Annotated in this window: 18 protein-coding genes; 7 read left to right on the top strand and 11 right to left on the bottom strand. The window is 67.9% G+C overall.

All coding sequences use genetic code 11. The features are described from left to right. Nucleotides 1–148 precede the first annotated feature (148 nt). The 4 genes from AC1KVE_RS18780 to AC1KVE_RS18765 are packed head-to-tail and all read left to right on the top strand — an operon-like array spanning nt 149 to nt 4,555. The gene (locus AC1KVE_RS18780) at nt 149–1,345 is read left to right on the top strand and encodes a beta-ketoacyl-[acyl-carrier-protein] synthase family protein (RefSeq protein WP_481093093.1); all 1,197 of its coding nucleotides are present in this window, start codon (nt 149–151) and stop codon (nt 1,343–1,345) included. Continuing rightward, nucleotides 1,345–2,118 carry a beta-ketoacyl synthase chain length factor gene (locus tag AC1KVE_RS18775; RefSeq protein ID WP_024940578.1) on the top strand — a complete coding sequence of 258 codons (774 nt, stop codon included), beginning with the start codon at nt 1,345–1,347 and terminating at the stop codon, nt 2,116–2,118. The genes AC1KVE_RS18780 and AC1KVE_RS18775 overlap by 1 nt, the downstream gene beginning before the upstream one ends. Continuing rightward, nucleotides 2,115–2,936, top strand: coding sequence for a glycosyltransferase family 2 protein (locus tag AC1KVE_RS18770; RefSeq protein ID WP_065033431.1), 822 nt, complete (start codon nt 2,115–2,117; stop codon nt 2,934–2,936). The genes AC1KVE_RS18775 and AC1KVE_RS18770 overlap by 4 nt, the downstream gene beginning before the upstream one ends. After that, the gene (locus tag AC1KVE_RS18765; protein WP_481093092.1) at nt 2,933–4,555 is read left to right on the top strand and encodes an NAD(P)/FAD-dependent oxidoreductase; all 1,623 of its coding nucleotides are present in this window, start codon (nt 2,933–2,935) and stop codon (nt 4,553–4,555) included. Before AC1KVE_RS18770 ends, AC1KVE_RS18765 begins: the two co-directional genes overlap by 4 nt. Before the next feature lie 295 nt (nt 4,556–4,850). On the opposite strand, the gene fabG is transcribed toward AC1KVE_RS18765, so the two are convergent. The 10 genes from fabG to xanC all read right to left on the bottom strand — a co-directional run bounded on the left by fabG (nt 4,851) and on the right by xanC (nt 12,497). Then, nucleotides 4,851–5,588: a 3-oxoacyl-ACP reductase FabG gene (fabG, locus tag AC1KVE_RS18760; protein ID WP_481093091.1), complete on the bottom strand. Its 738-nt coding sequence runs from the start codon at nt 5,586–5,588 to the stop codon at nt 4,851–4,853. 164 nt (nt 5,589–5,752) lie between these two features. Next, nucleotides 5,753–6,202: a hotdog family protein gene (locus AC1KVE_RS18755; RefSeq protein WP_184611763.1), complete on the bottom strand. Its 450-nt coding sequence runs from the start codon at nt 6,200–6,202 to the stop codon at nt 5,753–5,755. After that, complete coding sequence (locus AC1KVE_RS18750) at nt 6,189–8,555, bottom strand: MMPL family transporter (protein ID WP_481093090.1); 2,367 nt, start codon at nt 8,553–8,555, stop codon at nt 6,189–6,191. The genes AC1KVE_RS18755 and AC1KVE_RS18750 overlap by 14 nt, the downstream gene beginning before the upstream one ends. Then, nucleotides 8,545–8,820: a hypothetical protein gene (locus tag AC1KVE_RS18745; RefSeq protein ID WP_160954453.1), complete on the bottom strand. Its 276-nt coding sequence runs from the start codon at nt 8,818–8,820 to the stop codon at nt 8,545–8,547. The genes AC1KVE_RS18750 and AC1KVE_RS18745 overlap by 11 nt, the downstream gene beginning before the upstream one ends. Nucleotides 8,821–8,862: 42 nt before the next feature. Next, the gene (locus AC1KVE_RS18740; protein ID WP_342370401.1) at nt 8,863–9,510 is read right to left on the bottom strand and encodes a LolA-related protein; all 648 of its coding nucleotides are present in this window, start codon (nt 9,508–9,510) and stop codon (nt 8,863–8,865) included. Further along, entirely contained in the window at nt 9,434–10,408 is a 975-nt protein-coding gene (locus AC1KVE_RS18735) for an LpxL/LpxP family acyltransferase (protein ID WP_039524636.1), read from the bottom strand. Before AC1KVE_RS18735 ends, AC1KVE_RS18740 begins: the two co-directional genes overlap by 77 nt. Continuing rightward, nucleotides 10,405–10,632 (bottom strand): ApeI family dehydratase, encoded by a 228-nt coding sequence (locus AC1KVE_RS18730; protein ID WP_481093089.1) that lies wholly within the window; start codon nt 10,630–10,632, stop codon nt 10,405–10,407. The genes AC1KVE_RS18735 and AC1KVE_RS18730 overlap by 4 nt, the downstream gene beginning before the upstream one ends. 71 nt (nt 10,633–10,703) lie before the next feature. After that, on the bottom strand, nt 10,704–11,453 hold the full coding sequence (locus tag AC1KVE_RS18725) for a lysophospholipid acyltransferase family protein (protein ID WP_024937535.1): 750 nt from the start codon (nt 11,451–11,453) through the stop codon (nt 10,704–10,706). A 53-nt stretch (nt 11,454–11,506) separates the two neighbouring features. Then, nucleotides 11,507–12,190, bottom strand: coding sequence for a COG4648 family protein (locus tag AC1KVE_RS18720; protein ID WP_184458499.1), 684 nt, complete (start codon nt 12,188–12,190; stop codon nt 11,507–11,509). A gap of 37 nt (nt 12,191–12,227) precedes the next feature. Further along, nucleotides 12,228–12,497 carry a xanthomonadin biosynthesis acyl carrier protein XanC gene (gene xanC / locus AC1KVE_RS18715; protein ID WP_011260626.1) on the bottom strand — a complete coding sequence of 90 codons (270 nt, stop codon included), beginning with the start codon at nt 12,495–12,497 and terminating at the stop codon, nt 12,228–12,230. Nucleotides 12,498–12,785: 288 nt separating this feature from the next. Between xanC and AC1KVE_RS18710 the strand changes: the two genes are divergently transcribed. After that, a complete protein-coding gene (locus AC1KVE_RS18710; protein ID WP_481093088.1) occupies nt 12,786–14,168 on the top strand; it encodes an NAD(P)/FAD-dependent oxidoreductase in 1,383 nt (460 codons plus the stop codon). Further along, nucleotides 14,165–15,172, top strand: a complete 1,008-nt coding sequence (locus AC1KVE_RS18705; RefSeq protein WP_181140995.1) for a chorismate transformation FkbO/Hyg5 family protein — start codon at nt 14,165–14,167, stop codon at nt 15,170–15,172. The genes AC1KVE_RS18710 and AC1KVE_RS18705 overlap by 4 nt, the downstream gene beginning before the upstream one ends. A 71-nt stretch (nt 15,173–15,243) precedes the next feature. Here AC1KVE_RS18705 and AC1KVE_RS18700 read toward each other — a convergent pair whose 3' ends face one another. Further along, nucleotides 15,244–16,587: an AMP-binding protein gene (locus AC1KVE_RS18700; protein WP_039521168.1), complete on the bottom strand. Its 1,344-nt coding sequence runs from the start codon at nt 16,585–16,587 to the stop codon at nt 15,244–15,246. A gap of 353 nt (nt 16,588–16,940) precedes the next feature. On the opposite strand from AC1KVE_RS18700, the gene AC1KVE_RS18695 reads away from it, so the two are divergent. Further along, nucleotides 16,941–19,301, top strand: a complete 2,361-nt coding sequence (locus AC1KVE_RS18695) for a S9 family peptidase (protein ID WP_184611909.1) — start codon at nt 16,941–16,943, stop codon at nt 19,299–19,301. Nucleotides 19,302–19,554 lie beyond the last annotated feature (253 nt).

Below are 19,554 nucleotides of genomic sequence, written 5' to 3'. Positions count from 1 at the left end.
GCGGCAACGCGCGAAAACTCCAGCCCCGTCAGCGACATGACCGGCACGTTCAGTTGCGCCATCGACGGGAGGCGCACCCGCCATCGATATACTGAGTCCACTTCTTGCCAGCCAGACCACCGTGAGCCAAGCGCAGCATTCGTCCCAGATGGCCCCGGTCGCCGTCACCGCTTTTACGTCCACCACCGCGCTCGGCGCCGGGCTCGATGCCCAGGCCGCCGCCCTGACTGCTCGCCGCAGCGGCATGCGTCGCAACGATTTCGGCCCGCAGCCGCTGGCGTGCTGGATCGGCCGCGTCGACGGCGTGGAAGACATCGTGTTGCCGGAGGCCATGCAAGGCTGGGACTGCCGCAACAATCGCCTGGCCTGGCTGGCCCTGCAGCAGGACGGCATGGCCGAGGCGGTGCAGGCCGCCGCGCAGCGCTACGGCGCCGAGCGCGTGGCGGTGATCATCGGCACTTCCACCTCCAGCATCGGCGCCAGCGAAGAGGCCTACACGCGGCTGGTCGAAGACGCCGACGGCGCGCGCTTTCCCGACGACCTGGATCGCCCGATCGTGCACACCCCGCACTCGCTGGGCGACTTCGTGCAGCACGCCACCGGCCTGCGCGGCCCGAGCGTGACCGTGGCCACCGCCTGTTCGTCCAGCGCCAAGGTGTTTGCCCAGGCCGCGCGCCTGATCGACGCCGGGGTGGTGGATGCCGCCCTGGTCGGCGGCGTGGATACCTTGTGCGGCAGCGTGCTGTTCGGCTTCAACTCGCTGCAGGTGGTGGCGCCGGAGCTGTGCCAGCCGTTCGATGCGCGCCGGGTCGGCCTGAGCCTGGGCGAGGCCGGCGGCTTTGCCATGCTCGAACGCACCGCCGCCGCGCCGGACGCAACGCTGTGGCTGTACGGCTATGGCGAATCCAGCGATGCGCACCATATGTCCGCCCCGCATCCGCAGGGCCTGGGCGCGCAGCTGGCGATGCGCGGCGCGCTCGAACGCGCCGGCCTGGAGCCGGCCGCGGTGGGCTATCTGAACCTGCACGGCACTGCCACCCCGGCCAACGACAGCGTCGAAGCCGCCGCGGTGGCGGCGATCTTCCCGGCCACCCTGCACGCCAGCTCGACCAAGGCCTGGACCGGCCACACCCTGGGCGCAGCCGGCATCGTCGAGTCGGTGATCGCGCTGCTGGCGCTGCGCGACGGCGTGCTGCCGGGCACGCTCAACAGCGAAGTGCCCGACCCCGCCTGCGGCCCGCAGATCCGTTTCGACAATGCCCATTCCAAGATCGATTACGCAATGAACAACTCCTTCGGTTTTGGCGGCAACAACTGCTCGCTGCTGTTCGGGCAGGCCCGCTGATGCTGGCTGCCACCATCGAGGGGATCGGCTTCTGGACCCAGGGCCTGCCGAGCTGGGACGCCGCTGCGGCGTTCGTGCGCGGCGGCGCGCTGCAGGACACCGGCGCGCGTCCGGCGCCGCAGCTGCTGGCCGCCAACGAGCGCCGTCGCGCACCGGACACGGTGGCGGTCTCGCTGGAGGCCGCGCTGGCCGCCTGCACCGCCGCCGGCCGCGAGCCGGCCAGCCTGCCGTCGATCTTCACTTCCACATACGGCGACCTGGCCATCTCCGACTACATGTGCACCACCCTGGCCAGCGACCCCACGGCGATCTCGCCGACCAAGTTCCACAACTCGGTGCACAACGCCGCGGCCGGCTACTGGACCATCGGCGCCGGGGCGATGACCCCGGCCACCGCGATCAGCGCCAGCCTGGGCAGCTTCGCGCAGGGCTTGCTGGAGGCGCTGGTCCAACGTGCCGCCGGCATGGACGCAGTGCTGCTGGCCGGCTACGACGCCCGCTCGGTCGGGCCGCTGGGTCGGGTCGCCCCCAGCCAGGGGCTGCTCGGTGGCGCGCTGGTGCTGGGTGCGCCCGGCCAGGCCGGCAAGCCGCAGCTGCGGGCGTGGCTGGACGACGGCACGCCGACGCCGGGCGCCGGCCCGCTGGCGCGGCATGTCGCCGCCAATGCGATGGCGCCGATGCTGCCGTTGTTCGACCTGATCGCCACTGGCGGCGAACGCGTGGCGCTGTACGCCGGCCCGGGCCGGGTGTTGCGCGTGGAGCTCCAGCAGTGAGCCGGCAGCCACTGACCCGCGAGGACACCGCGATCCTGGTGCCGGCGCTGAACGAATCGCTGCGCATCCGCGAAGTGGTCAACGATGCGCTGACCTATTGTTCCAACGTGATCGTGATCGACGACGGCTCCGATGACGGCACTGCCGACTGCATCGCCGGCCTGCCGATCACCTTGATCCGGCACCCGCAGCGCAAGGGCAAGGGCGCCGCGTTGCGCAGCGGGTTTGCGCAGGCGCAGCGGATGGGCATGCGCGCGGTGATGACCATGGACGGCGACGGCCAGCACAAGGCCGCCGACTTCCCGCGCCTGTTGGCGGCGGCCAACCGCCACCCCGGCTGCGTCATCGTCGGCGCCCGCATGCGCAAGCGCGCCACTCAGCCCACCATCCGCCGCATCGGCAACGATTTCGGCGACTGGGGCATCGCCTGGGCCTGCGGCTTCCAGCTGGTCGACAGCCAGAGCGGCCAGCGCCTGTATCCGGCCTCGGTGTTCACCCTGCCCGACGTGCCCGGCGAAGGTTTCGTGTTCGAAGCGCAACTGCTGATTTCCGCCGCACGCCAGGCCGGCGCGCGCGTGGTCGCGGTGCCGATCGAAACCCGCTACGCCGGCACCTCGCCGGGCGCGTTCCGCAAGAGCCATTTCCGCCTGGTACGCGATCTGTGGGAAATCACCTCGCATGTGGTGGTCCAGGCCTGGAGCTACGGGCATATCTGGCGCGAGTACCGCCGCGTGCGGGCCAACCCGGTGCTGATCGACGACGCTGACGGCGAATTTGCTACTGTGCCGGCGGTTACCAAGAGCAAGCCATCCCCATGAATGCACAGCGTGCCGATGTCGTTATCACCGGTGGTGGCCTGGCCGGCCTGAGTCTGGCCCTGCAGCTGCGCCAACGCGACCCCGAACTGGCGATCACCGTGCTGGAGCGCCGTGCGCACCCGGTGCGCGAGGCGGCGTTCAAGGTGGGCGAGTCCACGGTGGAGATCGGCGCGCACTACTTCGCCGAGGTCTTGGGCCTGCGCGAGCATCTGGAGACCGAGCAGATCCGCAAGTTCGGGTTCCGCTTCTTCTTCTCCGACAAGCGCGAGGACATCGACCGCTGCACCGAGCTGGGCGTGAGCCAGATCCTGCCGACGCCGTCGTGGCAGATCGACCGTGGCCGCTTCGAAAATTTCCTCGGCGAGCGCGCCCGCGCGCAGGGCATCACGTTTGTCGACAACTGCAGCGTCAAGGGCGTGGACCTGTCCGATGACGAGGCCGACCACGCCGTGCGCTACGAGCGCGCCGGCGAGGCCGGCACGCTGAGCGCACGCTGGGTGGTGGATGCCAGCGGCCGCGCCGGCCTGCTCAAGCGCAAGCTCGGCCTGGCGCAGGACAATGCACACGACGCCAATGCGGTGTGGTGGCGTGTGGAAGGCCTGATCGACCCCAATGGCTGGTCGCAGGACAGCAACTGGCTGCAGCGCTGCACGCCGCCGGACCGCTGGCGCTCGACCAACCACATGTGCGGGCCGGGCTACTGGTTCTGGCTGATTCCGCTGTCGTCCGGCGCGCATTCGCTGGGCATCGTCTGCGATGCGTCGATGCACCCGCTGGACACGATGAACACCCACGACAAGGCGATGACCTGGCTGCGCACGCATCAGCCGCAGGTCGCCGCCACGCTCGACAAGGCCGACTACCGGCTGCAGGACTTCCTGTTCCTGCGTAACTTCTCCTATGGCTGCAAGCAGGTGTTCTCGCCGCAGCGCTGGGCGCTGACCGGCGAGGCGGGCTTGTTCCTGGACCCGTTCTATTCGCCCGGCAGCGACTTCATTGCGATTTCCAATACCTACATCTGCGAACTGATCGGCCGCGACCGCGCCGGCAGATCGCTCAGCCCGTATGTGGAGCTGTATCAGCAGCTGTATTTCTCGTTCTACGAAAATACCCTGACCCTGTATCAGGACCAGTACGCGCTGTTCGGCGACGCGCAGGTGATGCCGGTCAAGGTGATCTGGGATTACACCTACTACTGGTCGCTGCTGGCGCCGCTGTTCTGCAGCGGACGCATCGCCGACCTCAGCCTGCTCTCGCGCATGAAGTCCGATTTCTTCTATGCGCGCGACATGAATCTGGCAATGCAGCGTGTGGTGCACGACTGGGGCCAGCACAACACTGCACAAGGCCTGGCCACCGACGATGGGCGCCTGCTCGATCAATACCTGATCGGCTGGTTCAACGAACTCAATGGCGCCTTGAACGACACCCTCGACGACGATGCCTTTGCCGCACGCATCCACAGCAACGTGGCGCAGATGGCGGTGCTGGCACGCGAGATCCTGCAGCAGGCACGCCAGCGCCATGCCGCACTGCCGGACCACGGGCTGGACGCCTTGACCGCCAACGCCATCGGCGAGCCGATCCTCACCGCCGCCTGGTACGCCGACGCGGCGTGAGTTTGAAAACCGCGCCGGCAACGGCGCGTTTTTGCTTGCTGTTTGTTTGCTTGGCGCTCGCGTGCTGCACGCGAGCGCGAGCTGGTTATGAAGAACGACCAAACCAGCAACCAAGCCGGCCTGCACTGATCGCAACCATGCACACCGACCATCTCGACTGGTCCTTGCCCGCCCACCGTCGCGGGACCTTACGCGGCATGGATGCCGCGTAAGAGCTTACAAGGACGTACTTGCAGCGTGTCCTGCGATGGTGGGCGGGCAAGGACCCCGCAGCAAACCAGCAGATCAGCCGCCCTCAGCCCATCCCACCATTGATGCCGATGACCTGGCCGTTGATGTAGCCGGCTGACTCCGAACACAGAAACGCCACCAACGCGGCCACTTCGTCGGGCTTGCCGACCCGGCCCGCCGGTACCAGTTGCTTGATCACTTCCGGCGCGAAGCTTTCGCCGACCATCTCGCTTTCGATCACGCCCGGCGCGACCACGTTGACGGCGATGCCGCGGCTGGCCATCTCGCGCGACAGCGATTTGCTGGCGCCGTGCAAAGCGGCCTTGGCCGCGGCGTAGTTGGTCTGCCCGCGATTGCCCAGCACCGCCGCCACCGATGACACGCTGACGATGCGGCCCCAGCGCGTACGCGCCATCGGCAGCAGCAGCGGCTGGGTGACATTGAAGAACCCGTGCAGCGATACGTCGATGACCCGATGCCACTGTTCGGCGTTCATGCCCGCCATCGGCGCATCGTCGTGGATGCCGGCGTTGTTGACCACGATCTGGATCGGGCCGCCCTCCAGCAGGCCTGCCAGCGCCACCGCACTGGCCTGTGCATCGGCCACATCGAACGCCACCGCCTCGGCGCTGCCGCCGTCGGCCACGATCGCTGCGACCACGTCATCGGCGCGGGCGATATTGCGATTGGCATGCACGATCACATGGCGCCCCTGCGCCGCCAGCTGACGGCAGATCGCACCACCAAGATCGCCGCTGCCGCCGGTGACGAGTGCGCGGAGCTGTGGAATGGAAGTGCTCATGGAAGCCTCAATGAAAGCCGCAGACGCGACGGCGGAAAGAGCCTCATCCTAACGACTCGCAGCAGGCGCAGGAATAGATCCAGCATTGATCGCCTACATCTTGTAGGAGCGCGCGTGCGCGCGATGCGGCGTCAGCGGTAAGGCCATCGCGCGCAAGCGCGCTCCTACGGGGCTTGGGTGGCCTGCGCGGCGCCCAACATCACCGTGGCGCGCCCTTCGGCGAGCAACTGGTCGCCGTGGCTCAGGCGAAAACTGTATTGCTGGCTGTCCTCGCCCTGCAGCAACACCTGCGCTTCGCAGACGATCGCATCGGGCAGGTCGTCCAGATACGCGACGTGCAAGTCCACCGCACGCAGCGCCACCAGCATGCCCGGGCGCACCGGCTTGCCCGATTCCCGGCCGAGCAAGCCGCCATGCACAGCCATGGCTTGTGCGCCGTATTCGCATAGATGCAACGCACGCAGGCGGCCATTGCAACGCAGCGGATGCGTGTCGCTGCGATGGGCATCGCTGCGCAACACAATGCGCTGCGCATCCCATTCCAGCACTGCTTCCCACAGGCACATGCTGCCCTGGTGTGGAATCAGCGCGGCAATTGCCTCACGTCCCTGCATGTGCATCTCCGTGTCTTACGCGCTCCAGCGCCGGCTCGCGCGACACCAGCAAGGCGAGGATGAAATTGAACAATACCCCCAGCGCCACCGTGCTACCGATCGCACGCAACACCGGGATGCTGGAGGCAGCCAGTAGCGCGAACACCAGCAGCGTCATCAGGCTGCACACGATCAGCGCATGCAGCGTGCGCAGCTGGTCGGCGTGATCGTCGCCGGCATGGTCGAAGAACAATGCGTAATCCAGGCCCAGGCCTGCCGCCAGGATCAGCGCGATCAGATGGAACAGGTTGAGCTCCACCCCCATGCCGCGCAGGATCGCCAGGATCAGCACCGTGGTCAGCGCCATCGGCAGCAATACGCGCACGATCCGGCGCGGGCTGCGCAACGCGATCGCCACCGTCACCGCCAGCAACAGCGCGGCCAGTACCAGCGCGCCGAGCACACGTCCGCGATACGCGGCCACCAGGGACTCTGACGCGTCCTTCAGATCCAGCAACTGCGCGCCGCTGCCTTTCACGGCGGCAGCCAGTACCGACGGATCGCGCAGGCCGGTCAACGACACCAACGCAGTGCTGCGATCGCCGCGACCCAGCAGCAGTCCGCCGACCGACGTTGCCAGCGGCGAGCCGGCCAGGTCCTTCGGCAACAGCGGGGCGGCGCGCTTGGCAGCGTCCAGGTCCTGCAGGAACGGCGCGAACGCATCGCTGCGAAACGGTGTGGCGGCCACCGCACTGTCGGTCAATGCGCGCGCTTGCGCAGCATCCGGCAAGGCAGCCTGACGCGCATGCTGGGTCTTGATGCTGGGCAGATAGCGTGCAGCCATGTCGTAACCGGTCAATGCGCCGTCGCGCACCAGGGCATCCAGACGCGGGCGCAACTGCTCGCTGGCCTGCAGCGCGGCCTCGTCGTTGGCGGCAGGCAGCGCGAGCACGTAACGCACGTCGGGGGCACCCAGTTCCTGGCGCAGATGCGTGTCCTGCGCCAGGGCCTTGGGCGGCACTGGGGTCAGTTTCGACAGATCGTTCTGCCAGAACTGCCCCGGCGCGAACGCGATCACCGCGATGCCGACCAGCGCAATCAGCGCCAGGCTGATGCGCGGCCGCGGCAGGCGCGCGATGCCGCGCCACAGCGCGGCGAGCATGCGTGAATCGGCGTAGTCGCGCGGTGCCGGGTCAATCAACGACGGCAACAGCCACCGCGTGGTGATCGCGGCGGTCGCCAGCCCGGCGATGGTGAACACCGCCAGCTGCCGCAAGCCGTCCACACCGGAAAACAGGAAGGTCACATAGGCAATGCAGGTGGACACCACGCCGGTGGCCAGCGTCGGCCATAGATGACGCGCGTTGTCGCGTGGATCCAGACCCGGGCGCTGATGACTGAACAGGTGGATCGGGTAATCCTGCACCACGCCGATCAGGGTGAAGCCGAAGGCCACGGTGATGCCATGCACGCCATCGAACAGCAGGGCCACCGCAGCCAGACCGGCCAGGCCGGCGCTGGCCAATGGCAGCACGCCGAGCACCGGAATCTTCCAGCTGCGATAGGCGACCAGCAGCAACAACACCAGTCCCACCGTATCCAGCGTCCCGATCCACTGCGCCTCGCCTTGCGTGCGCGCGGTGATTTCCACGGCGAATGCACCGGGGCCGGTCAAGGTAAGCCGGGTCGTACTGCCCTTGCTGACCTTGGCGAAGGCCGCCTGCACCGCGTCGTAGGCCAGTTGCTGGCCGGTGGGATCAAAGCCGGCTGCGCGCGTCTGCACGACCAGCAAGGCCGAGGTACCGGCACGGTCGAACCACACCGCGTTGCGCGTCTGCGGCGCCGCGGCCGGCTGCAGGGTTTCGGCCAGATGCAGCACTTCCAGCGTGGGGTCGCGCGGCAGCAATGGCTCCACCAGCGCCGCCGCAGGCGAACCCAGATCCTGCACCCGCGACTGCAACGCCGCTTGCAGGGTGTGCGCATCCAGCGGCGTGGTGTCGAAGCTGTCGCTGAGCAGATAGCGATACGGCAGCAGGCGCTCGGGGATCGCATCCAGCCCCGCAGTGCCGCCATTGCCGACCAGCTCGAACAGCTGCGGTTGTGCGGCCAGGGCCTGCTGCAGTGCCTGCGACTGCGCGGCCAGCGTGGCCGGGTCGCTGTTGGACAGCGCCATCAGCAACAGGCGCGAGCCGGGGCCTTCGCCCAGTTCTTCGATCAGCAGCTTCTGCGCCGGCGTGCGCGGGGCGGGCATGAATTTGCGCAGATCACCAGTGACCTTGAGCGTCTCGCTCAACCAGAACCCGGCCACCGCCAGTAACGCCAGCCACAGCAGCGCCAGGCCGATGCGGCGATTTGCGTTCAACTTAAACGCCATGCGCAAGCCTCGCTGTGCCAGCGGAACGTCCACCGGCCGCGCGCGCGGCATCGGGCTGTGCGGGCGCCTTTGCGTTGCTGCGGGCGGGCATGAATTTGCGCAGATCGCCGGTGACTTTCAGCGTCTCGCTCAACCAGAACCCGGCCACCGCCAGCAACGCCAGCCACAGTAGCGCCAGGCCGATGCGGCGGTTTGCGTTCAACTTAAACGCCATGCGCAAGCCTCGCTGTGCCAGCGGAACGTCCACCGGCCGCGCGCGCGGCATGGGATCGTGCGAGCGGCTTGCTTGCGCCGTGGGCGCGCTGCGTCACGCGCCCGATCCGTGGCATAGCGTGGTCAGCGCGGCCGCATCGGTCACGCTTGCGGCCGCGCGCGCCGCACCGGCCAGCAGCGTGCGTTGCACGTCGCCCTTGGCCGGCTGGCTCTCGATGCAGCGCAACTCGTCATTGCGCCCATACAGCCTCAACTCGCGCACCTGCTTGGCCACGGCAGCGTCCTTGGGCTGCAGCGTCAGTTGCCAGGCCTGCGGCTGGCCCTGCCCGCTGATGCGGTAGTGCTGCTCCAGCAGCGCGCGGTCGCCGGCCAGCAACGCGCCGAAGCCGGACTTCAGGCCGGCCAGTTCGGGCACCCGGCTCAGCGAAAACCGCCGCGGCGATTTGCCTTCGCGTTCCAGCACGCCCTCGTCGCCCTGCAACGTGGTGGTCTCGCGATACGGCGCGCTGACCTCGCGCACCAGGGTTTGCGCGTCCGGGCGACGGTAATGGCCCTGGACGCGCAGCGGCGTCTTCAGCAGCACCGAGCCACGCAGTTCGACGAACTCGGTACTGACCGGTGCAGGGCGTGCCAGGCGCTGCAGCACCTGGCCGACATCCAGCGTCTCAGGCGGTGCGGCGCATAGCGGTGCGGCGCTGAACAGCAGTATCAGCATCCACGGCAGGGTGCGGCACATCGGCATGGTGGGTGTTCCAGAAATCGTAGAAGTTGAACCAGTTGTACGGCGCGTAGCGTGTGTAATGTTCCAGCCTGGCCGCGTAATCGCGCATGAGTACCGCCAGCACCGGTGCGCGCTGGCGACGCGGCACGTCCAGGCCCTCGCTGAAGGTCTCGAACGCCAGCTCGTAATGATTGCCGCCGCGGTACAGGCCGAACGCCAGCACCACCGGCACTTTCAGCGCTGCGGCGATCAGCCACGGCGAGGTCGGGAACATCGCATTGCGGCCAAGGAACGTCGCCGGCAACGCCGGGTCGCCCTCGCGCGGGCGATCGATCAGCAGCGCCACCAGCGCACCGGCGTCGGTGGCGTCCTTGATCGCCATGACGATCGAGGTGGCGTCCATGCCGGCGTCGATGATGTTGGCGGCCAGCTGCGGATTCAGCGCGCCCAGCAACTCGGTCATGGCGCGGTTGTGGGCCTTGTCCAGCACCACCTTGACCTGCACGTCCGGCCGCTCGGTGGCCAGCACGCGCAGCGCATCGAAGCTGCCCAGGTGCGAGCCGAAGATCAGCACGCCGCGGCCGCGATCCATCTGCGCATGCAGCTGGTCCAGCCCGGTGATGTCGACCCGGAAGCGCTGCATCTGCCCACACAGCATGTACACGCGGTCCAGAATCGTCGAGGCGAAGGTGTGGATATGCCGCGCCACATCGCGCAGCGTGGCCGGGCGCTCCAGCACGCGCGTCAGATAGGCACGCGAGGCGCTGCGCTCGGGCGCACGCACCAGCAGGAAGTACAGCGTGATCGGGTACAGCAGCGCGCGTCCCACCGCACGCCCGGCATGCTGGGCGATGCCGCGGATCAGCCACAGCGCGAAACGTCCGCCGCCTTCCGGGCGTTGCTTCCACTGACTGCTCATTGCGCCGCCTCCGCCACCAGTTCGCCGCTGACCAGCAGCTCGTCGGCGCGCTGCACGCGAAAGCGCCAGCGTGGGCCGGCGCCGTCCAGCATGACCGATGCCGTCTGCCCGGGCAGCAACGGCTGCACGAACTTCACCTGCGGCAGGCGTGCCGCCGCGCGTGGTCCATGTGCGGCCTCCACTGCCTGCAGCACATGGTCGAGCACGACCACGCCAGGCACCACGGGGCGCCCCGGAAAGTGCCCGGGCAGGCAGGGATGATCATGCGGCACGACGAAATCCATAAGCGGGTAACTTAAATCCTGGGTTGGAGCATCGCAGCCACGGCGTCGTGTGCCTGCTTGGTCAATTGCTGGCGGTCCGGCGCATCCGGCCCGGTCACCGGGATCGGATCACCGATACGTACCCGGATGATGCCCGGGCGCACCCTGAACACACCCTCCACCGGCAGCACCTTGCCGCAGCCATCCACTGCCACCGGCACCACCGGCACACCAGCATCGATAGCGGCCTGCAACAGCCCGGCCTTGAACGGCAATAATGCGCCGCTGCGGCTGCGGGTGCCTTCGGGAAACAGACACAACTGCTTGCCCTCGCGCAGCAGCGCGGCGGCCTGCCGGCGCACCATCGCCCCGGCACGCCGGCTGTCGCGGTCCAGGAACAGCATGCCGGTGGCCCGTGCATACCAGTTCACGAACGGCACCTTGAGCATTTCGTCCTTGAGCAGGAACCGCAGCGGCACCGGCAAGGCGTAGAACAACGCACAGATATCGATGATGGACTGGTGGTTGCTGACGAACAGGTAGTTCCTGGACCAGTCCACGCGCTCGCGGCCTTCCACGATCACCGTGGCGCCGGCACCGCGAAACAGCACCGGCGACCACATCCACGCGCCCATGCGCAGCAGGCGGTCGGTGTCGCGCGTGATCGCCAGCAACGCCAGGCCATAGGCGATTCCGCCCGCGGTAAACGTCAGCGTGAAGGCCAGTTGCAGCAGATTGAACACGGCCCACGCCAGGCGCGACGGCATCCTTGCCAGCGGCATCTTTGTCTTGTCCCCGAAAATGTGCACGTACGTCGCTGCCCCTGGCCACGCACTCAGCGCAGCAGATCGCGCCAGAATTCCGGCCCGAGCCGCGCCATCTGGCGCAAGAAGTCTGGCAGATTACGATAGGGGCGCTGTGGAAACCAGCGGCCGCGCAATAGATATTCGCCTACAAAGAACCCGCCAACCACCCCGTACGCCAGCAGATTGGCGAACAACGATGCGCGCGCGTCGCTGATCGGCAGCGGCGAGACATAACCCAGTTGCGTCAGCACGCCACTGGGTTCGGCGCACAGGCCCAGCACCAGGTTGACCAGGGTCAGCGCGCACAGCAGCAGCGCCCAGGCCAGGGTGAGGCGGCGCGTGTAGCGGTACTGCTCCGGAGTGATCGGCATGCCGGCCTGGCGATACAGCCCCTCGACGATGCGCGTGATCAACGGCATGCGCCCACGGCGCAGGCTGCGACCGAAGAACCAGGCGACCCAGCCGGTGAACACCACCGGCGGCGCGGCCAGCACCAGCATCGCGTACGGCGAGTGCCACAACGCACTCAGGCCCAGCAAGGTCAGCACGGCCAGCGCCCAAGCCCAGGCACGGCGCGCGACCATCGGTTCGATCAGCACCATCAGCACCAGCAAGCCACCGGCGATGACGGCCAGCTCCGGGCGATGGCTGGCGTTGGCCCAGTGCGCCAGCGGCGAATACGCCACCGCCAGCAACACGCCCAGCCCCAGCACCCACGGGGGCGCATCGCCGGGCGCGGCGGTCGCGACCTCAGACGGTCTTGTTGGCTTCGACATGCGCCGACAATGCGCGCAGCGACGCGAAGATGCGACGATTCTCGTCATTGTCCGAGCGCAGCTGGAAGCCATAGCGCTTGCTGATCGCCAGCGCCAGTTCCAGCGCGTCGATCGAATCCAGTCCCAGCCCGGTATTGAACAACGGCGCCTCCGGGTCGATGTCGGCGGGCTGGACGTCTTCCAGGTTCAGGCTTTCGACCAGGAGTTCGGCCAGTTCACGTTCGGCAGCGGTTTGCGAGGACATCCAGAGAGCTTCCAGGTGAGGGTCGGGCAACAGATTCACAGCGAAATTGCAGAACAACCACAGCGGCGCAGACAACCGTCAGGCCGGCATCGGCGATGCTGCAGGGCACAGACAGTGTACGTTGCCGTGCCGGCCGATTCCGAGCACTCGCCACGCCGGCCTTGCGGCCGCATTGGCGAGGGTGTCGATCGGTCTGCAACAGCGAGTCGGCGGCCGGCATAGCTGTCCGGGCCGCCGGTCAGGCTATCATGACTGCATGACGCTCGCCCGCTGCAGGTTCGTTCCAGGATGACTTCCACCGCTGTTGGCCCTACCCCGACCGCCAAGCCGGCAGCCGGGCCGGCCCCCGGACCCGAGTGTCCGGATGTCCTGATCATCGGCGGCGGGCCGGCGGGCTGCGCGGCGGCCATCGTCCTGGCCCAGCATGGCTGGCAGGTGACCTTGCTGGAGAAGGCGCAGCATCCGCGCTTCCATATCGGCGAGTCGCTGCTGCCGATGAACATGCCGATTCTCGAACGCCTGGGCGTGTTGGAAGACGTGCGCAGCATCGGCGTGCTCAAGCGCGGTGCGGACTTTCCCAACGACAGCGGCGGCTACAACACCTTCCGCTTCGCGCATGCGCTGGAGGCCAAGGCCGATTTCGCCTTCCAGGTGCCGCGTGCGCAGTTCGACCAGGTGCTGTTCGAGCGCGCGCGCGCGGTGGGCGTGGATGCGCGCGACCAGGTCAAGGTCGACGCGGTGGAGTTCGACGGGCAGCAGCCGGTACTGCAGGCGCAGGGCGTGGCGGGTGCGCAGCAGTTCCGCCCGCGCTACCTGCTCGATGCAAGCGGCCGCGACACCTTCCTGGGCAACCGCCTCAAGCTCAAGCGCGCCAATGCCAGGCATCAATCGGCCGCATTGTTCAGCCATTTCCGCGGCGTGACGCGCCGACCGGGCGAGGATGCCGGCAACATCAGCATCTACCGCCATGCGCATGGCTGGATGTGGCTGATCCCGTTGCCGGACGACATCATGAGCGTGGGTGCGGTCTGCTACCCGGAATACATGAAGACCCGCAAAGGCGACAGCGAGGGCTTTTTCATGCGCACGCTTGCGCTCAACACCGAGCTCAGCACGCGCATGCTCGGCGCCGAACGCGTGGCCCCGGTGCATGCCACCGGCAATTACGCCTACGAATGCACGCGCATGTCCGGCCCGCGCTGGTTGATGCTGGGCGATGCCTACACCTTCGTCGACCCGATGTTTTCGTCCGGCGTGTTCCTGGCCATGCACAGCGCCGAGCGCGGTGCGGCGATGGTGGACCAGGCCCTGCGCATGCCGCAGCACGAGGCAAGACTGCAGCGCGCCTTGCAGCGCGAGCTCAAGCGCGGCGTGGACGAGTTCAAGTGGTTCATCTACCGCTTCACCTCGCCGACAATGCGCGCCCTGTTCGCACAACCGCAGAACACCTGGCAGATCGAGGAAGCGGTGGTGGCGATGCTGGCCGGCGACGTGTTCGACAGCCCCAGGGTGCGCCTGCGTCTGCGCGCGTTCCGCGCCATCTATGCACTGACCACCTTGTCGATGATGCCGCGCGCCTGGCAGTCCTGGCGCCAACGCCGACGTCAGGCCACGCTCGGCTTCGATGGCGACACCTTGCAACGCGACACGCAACAACGAGACACACGATGACCGCTTCCCCGGCCCAGACCACGCACACCGTGCGCCATCCCCGCCTGCAGGTCGACTATGTCGATCAGACCGACCCGTCTGCACTGCTGGCCGACCCGCAGGTGCTGGCTGTGTTCGGCTTCGGCACGGCGGCGCCGCGCCTGGACGACCCCCGCTACCTGCGCGTGCCGCTGCAGCCGTACCACGCCGACGTGCTGGAAGTATGGCGGACCGACGCGGCGGTGCACAGCGGCCGCGATGGCAACATCGCCTGGGCCAGCGACGGCCGCCTGCAGTTCGGCGTGATCGAAATCGACGAGCAGGATGTCGATATCGAAGCCGCCGCCGCCAAGGCCTATGCGGAAATCACCGCCTTCGTCACCCGCAGCCAGACCCCGCGCCTGCTGCGTATCTGGAACTATCTGGACGCCATCACCCTGGGCAGTGGCGACCGCGAACGCTACCGGCAGTTCTGCGTGGGCCGTGCGCGCGGCCTGGGCGCCTTCGACAATGCGCAATTGCCGGCCGCCACCGCGGTGGGACGCTGCGATGCCGAGCGCATCATCCAGATCTACTGGCTGGCCGCCAGCGACGCCGGCACCCCGCTGGAAAACCCGCGCCAGGTCAGCGCCTACAACTACCCGCGCCAGTACGGCCCGCAGCCGCCGAGTTTCGCGCGCGCCATGCTGCCGCCGGCCGGCAGCGACATGCCGCTGCTGCTGTCAGGCACCGCCGCGGTGGTCGGGCATGCCTCGATGCACACCGGCCAGTTGCTGGCGCAGCTGGAAGAGACCTTCGCCAACTTCGACGCCCTGCTGGGTGCCGCCCGCCAGCATGCCCCCGCCCTGCCCACGCAGTTCGGCGCCGGTACCCGCCTGAAGGTCTACGTGCGCGAGCAGGATGATCTGCCCAAGGTGGCGCAGGCGCTGGACGCCCGCTTCGGCGATGCGGTACCGCGTCTGCTGCTGCACGCGGTGATCTGCCGCGACGAGCTGGCGGTGGAGATCGATGGGGTGCATGGGTGAGCGATTGCGGGCGTCAGTACTGATACCTGCTGCAGCCACGCAGCAGCAATGCTCCGTGGCGACACCTGCAATCAGCCGTTGAGCAAACCCAGCACCACATCGCGTGGCAGCTTGCCGGTTTCGTTGCGTGGCAGGGCGGCGAGTTTGCGCAGGCGGCGCGGCAGGAACACCGGGTCGACGCTGACGCGCAGGGCGGCGAGGATCTGCGCTTCGTCCAGGGTCGGGGCGACCACCAGTGCGGCGATGCGGCCGACCGCCTGACCGGGCTCGGGTGCGAGCTGCACGATGGTGCCGTCGACGACGCCCGGGATGGCCAGCAGGCGACGGGTCAGATCGGCCAGCGAGGCGCGTTTGCCGGCGATTTCCAGCAGATCGGCCTGCCGGCCGCGCACCTGGAAGGTGCCGTCGGCAGCCACGTCCATCATGTCGGCCAGCAGCACCGGCGTGGCCAGATGCGGTGCGTGCACCAAGGTGCCTGCCGCCTGCGTTTCCAGGCGCACACCGGGCAGCGGTGTCCACGCCGCCTCCAGCGCGGTGCGGCGCACCGCGAACACGCAGGTTTCGGTGGAACCGAACATCTCGCGTACCTCGCCGCCAAACCGCGCTTCGGCGGCCGCGGCCACGTCCTGCGCCAACGGCGCGGTGGCCGAGACGATGCCGACCAGCGGCGGCAACGCCACGCCGGATTCGACCAGCGCGCGCAGGTGCACCGGCGTGGTCACCAGCACGCGCGGGGCAGGAATGTCCGACAGCGCGCGCGCCACATCGTCCGGAAAGAACGGGCGGCCCGCATGCACCGCAAGCTCGGTCACCATCGGCAGCAGCACCGACAGTTCCATGCCGTACATATGTTGCGGCGGCACCGTGGCGACCACGTGCGGCACCGCATCGGTGTGCGCCCACAGGCTTTCCAGCGCGACCAGATCCTGACGCGTACTGGTCAGGAAGCTGCCCCAGGTCTTGGGGTTGGGCTGCGGGCTGCCGGTGCTGCCGGAAGTGAAGCCGATGGCCACCAGGGCATCGTCGGCCAGCTGCGGAATCGGGCCTGCGGCCTGCGGCAACTCGGCCGGCAGCTGCCAATAGCGCGGCGGTGCCAGCTCCAGTGCCAGATCGCCCAGGCAGTAGGCATCGGCATGCCGCGCCTGCACTTCGCCGACCACGGCCGGCGCGCGCGAGGACGGCAGCAGCGACACCTGACCGCGCAATGCGCACGCATAGAACGCGACCATGAAGCGATAGCGGTCTTCGCACAGATTCACCGCGTGGCGACCGTCCGGCAATTGCTGCGCCAGGCCATGCACGTGTGCAATGAAGGTGGCCAGATCGACCGACTGCCCCGCGCGCCAGGCCAGCGGCCGGCCGGGCGCGCCGACGGCCATCGGGTGGGAAACGGCAGGAACAGGCAGGCTGGACATGAGAACCGGCAATCGCAAAAGCGCGCTAGCTTGGCCGCCACCTGCCCTGCTGGCAAGTCGGGAGGTTTCCGGCTGCGCCACGAGGGCTGCGGTCGGGAACCTTGGCAAGGCCCGTCCGCGAAGCACATTCCAACTCATTGCAGCTGGAGTGCATTGGCCGTCAAGCGCGTACGCCCGTGCGAGCCAATGCGCGCATAACCGCTTGTGGTCGCGTCCGCCACTCGTCCATGCCTTGCCTGTTCGATGACGCACTCGCCCCACCGCGCACATGACCTGTGGCCCAAGCCCCCGGCGGAAGCGAGCTGCTAGGCTTGTCCGCTCCTCGTTGCGTCCAGTTGTTACCGATGCCCAGATTGTTGCCGCTGTCCTTGTTGTTGCTGGCTGTCACCGCGCATGCGCAATCCGTTACACCGCTCACCATCGAACAGGTGATGGCCGATCCGGACTGGATCGGGCCGTCGGTGGATCAGGCCTGGTGGCAGTGGGACGGCAAACAGGTGCAATACCTGCTCAAACGTAACGGTTCCCCGGTGCGAGACACCTATCGCCAGGGCGCCGGCGGCGGCAGCGCCGAACGCGTGGCCGACAACGCACGCGCCGGCCTGGATGCGGATAACCCGAGCTACGACGCGACCCGCCAGCGCATGCTGTTCGCGCGCAATGGCGACATCTTCCTGCGCGATTTGCGTTCCGGCGCACTGACCCAGCTGACCCGCAGCAACGAGGTCGAATCGCGGCCGCAATTTGCCAGCGATGGCGGCGCGATCTGGCGCGCGGGCAACAACTGGTACCACTGGCGCGCCGACGGCGGCACGGCGCAGGTTGCAGTGGTCAAGGCCGAGCGCGATCCCAACGCTGCGCCCAAGGCCGATGTGTTGCGCGAGCAGCAGCTGGCCACGCTGGCCACGCTGCGGCGCGACCGTGAGCAGCGCGATGCGTTACGCACCCAGGAAGACGCCTGGCGTCGCGCCGATGCCACGCGTGCGGCAGCACCGGTGTACCTGGGCGATGAGGTGGAGATCGTCGACAGCGCGTTGTCGCCGGACGGCCGCCACCTGCTGGTGGTCACCCAGGCCAAGGGTGCCGAAGAGGGCCAGGCCGGCAAGATGCCCAAATACGTGACCGAATCCGGTTACGAGGAATTCCAGGAAGTGCGCACCCGCGTCGGTCGCAACGCACCGGTGGCGCATGCGCTGTGGTTGGTCGATGTCAGCGCCGGCACTGCAAGACCGCTGTCCTTCGACACCCTGCCGGGCATCGCCACCGACCCGCTGGCCGCGCTGCGCAAGGCCGCCAAGCGCGACGCGCTCAAGGGCAACCGCGCCGTCCGTGTGGAAAGCGACGGCGACGGCAGCGGGCCGGCGGTGCACTGGAGCGATGACGGGCGCAATGTGGCGGTGGAGATTCGCGCGGTGGACAACAAGGACCGCTGGATCGCCAGCGTGGACCTGGCCAACGCCACGTTGCAGCCGCGGCACCGCCTGAGCGACAGCGCCTGGATCAACTGGGACTTCAACGATTTCGGCTGGCTGCCCGACAACCGCACGCTGTGGCTGCTGTCGGAAGAATCCGGCTATTCGCAGCTGTACACCGTGGAAGGCAACGGCAAGCCACGCCAGCGCACGCGCGGCAAGTGGGAAGTGTCGATGCCGGTGCCCAGTGCCGACGGCAGCAGCATGTTCTTCCTGTGCAACCAGAAATGGCCGGGCGATTACGAGGTGTGCAAGCTGGATCTGCGCAGCGACCAGCTCAGCGAAGTCACTGCGTTGAATGGCGTGGAAGGCTTCAGCCTGTCGCCGAACGGGCAGCAACTGCTGGTGCGTTACTCAGGCAGCTACCTGCCACCGCAGCTGGCGGTGGTGCCGGCCGCAGGCGGCCAGGCCACGCTGCTGACCGACACCCGCACGCCCGCGTTCAAGGCGCAGCCGTGGATCGCGCCGCAGTACGTGCAGGTACCGTCCAGGCATGGCGCCGGCACGGTCTGGGGCAAGTACTACGGGCCGCAGAACCCCGAGCCCGGCAAGCAGTATCCGATCGTGATGTTCGTGCACGGCGCAGGCTATCTGCAGAACGTCTCGCAGCGCTACACGCCGTACTTCCGCGAGCAGATGTTCCACAACCTGCTGGTGCAGCAGGGCTACATCGTGCTGGACCTGGACTACCGCGCCTCGGAAGGCTACGGCCGCGACTGGCGCACCGCGATCTACCGCAACATGGGCCACCCGGAGCTGGAAGACTATCTGGACGGGCTGGAGTGGCTGGTGACGCAGAAGCAGGGCGACCGCGCGCGTGCCGGCATCTACGGCGGCTCGTACGGCGGCTTCATGACCTACATGGCGCTGTTCCGCAGCCCCGGCACCTTCAAGGCCGGCGCGGCGCTGCGTCCGGTCGGCGACTGGATGCAGTACAACCACGAGTACACCTCCAACATCCTCAACACGCCCGAGCTCGATCCCGAGGCCTATAAGACCTCATCGCCGATCAACTACGCCGACGGACTGCGCGACCATCTGCTGATCGCGCACGGCATGATCGACGACAACGTGTTCTTCAAGGACTCGGTCGACATGACCCAGAAGTTGATGGAGCTGCACAAGGACAACTGGCAGGTGGCACCGTATCCGCTGGAACGCCATGGCTTTACGCGTGCCGATTCGTGGCTGGACGAATACAAGCGCATCCTCAAGCTGTTCAATGAGCAGGTGAAGCCGTAAGCCATGCCGCTGCGGCCGGGCGATGCGTGCTGCATCGCCCGGTCGATGACGTGGCGCGCGGCGCCGGCATCCCCATGCTGCAGCAAGCGACAGATCGCCCAGGTTGCACGCGTGATGCGCTGCCACGCTAGCCATCGCCATGCATCACCCTGCCCGGCACTCACCTGCACGTACGCAACTGGCCCTAAGCTTGGCGCAGGATCGGCAGACCGCTGGCGCATTGCGCTCCCCTTTGCCGGCCCGCCGCCCGACC

The sequence above is a fragment of the Xanthomonas sp. NCPPB 2864 genome, assembly GCF_056675615.1.
The sequence above is the reverse complement of the archived record's forward strand: the minus strand, read 5'-3'. Positions and strand labels throughout refer to the sequence as shown.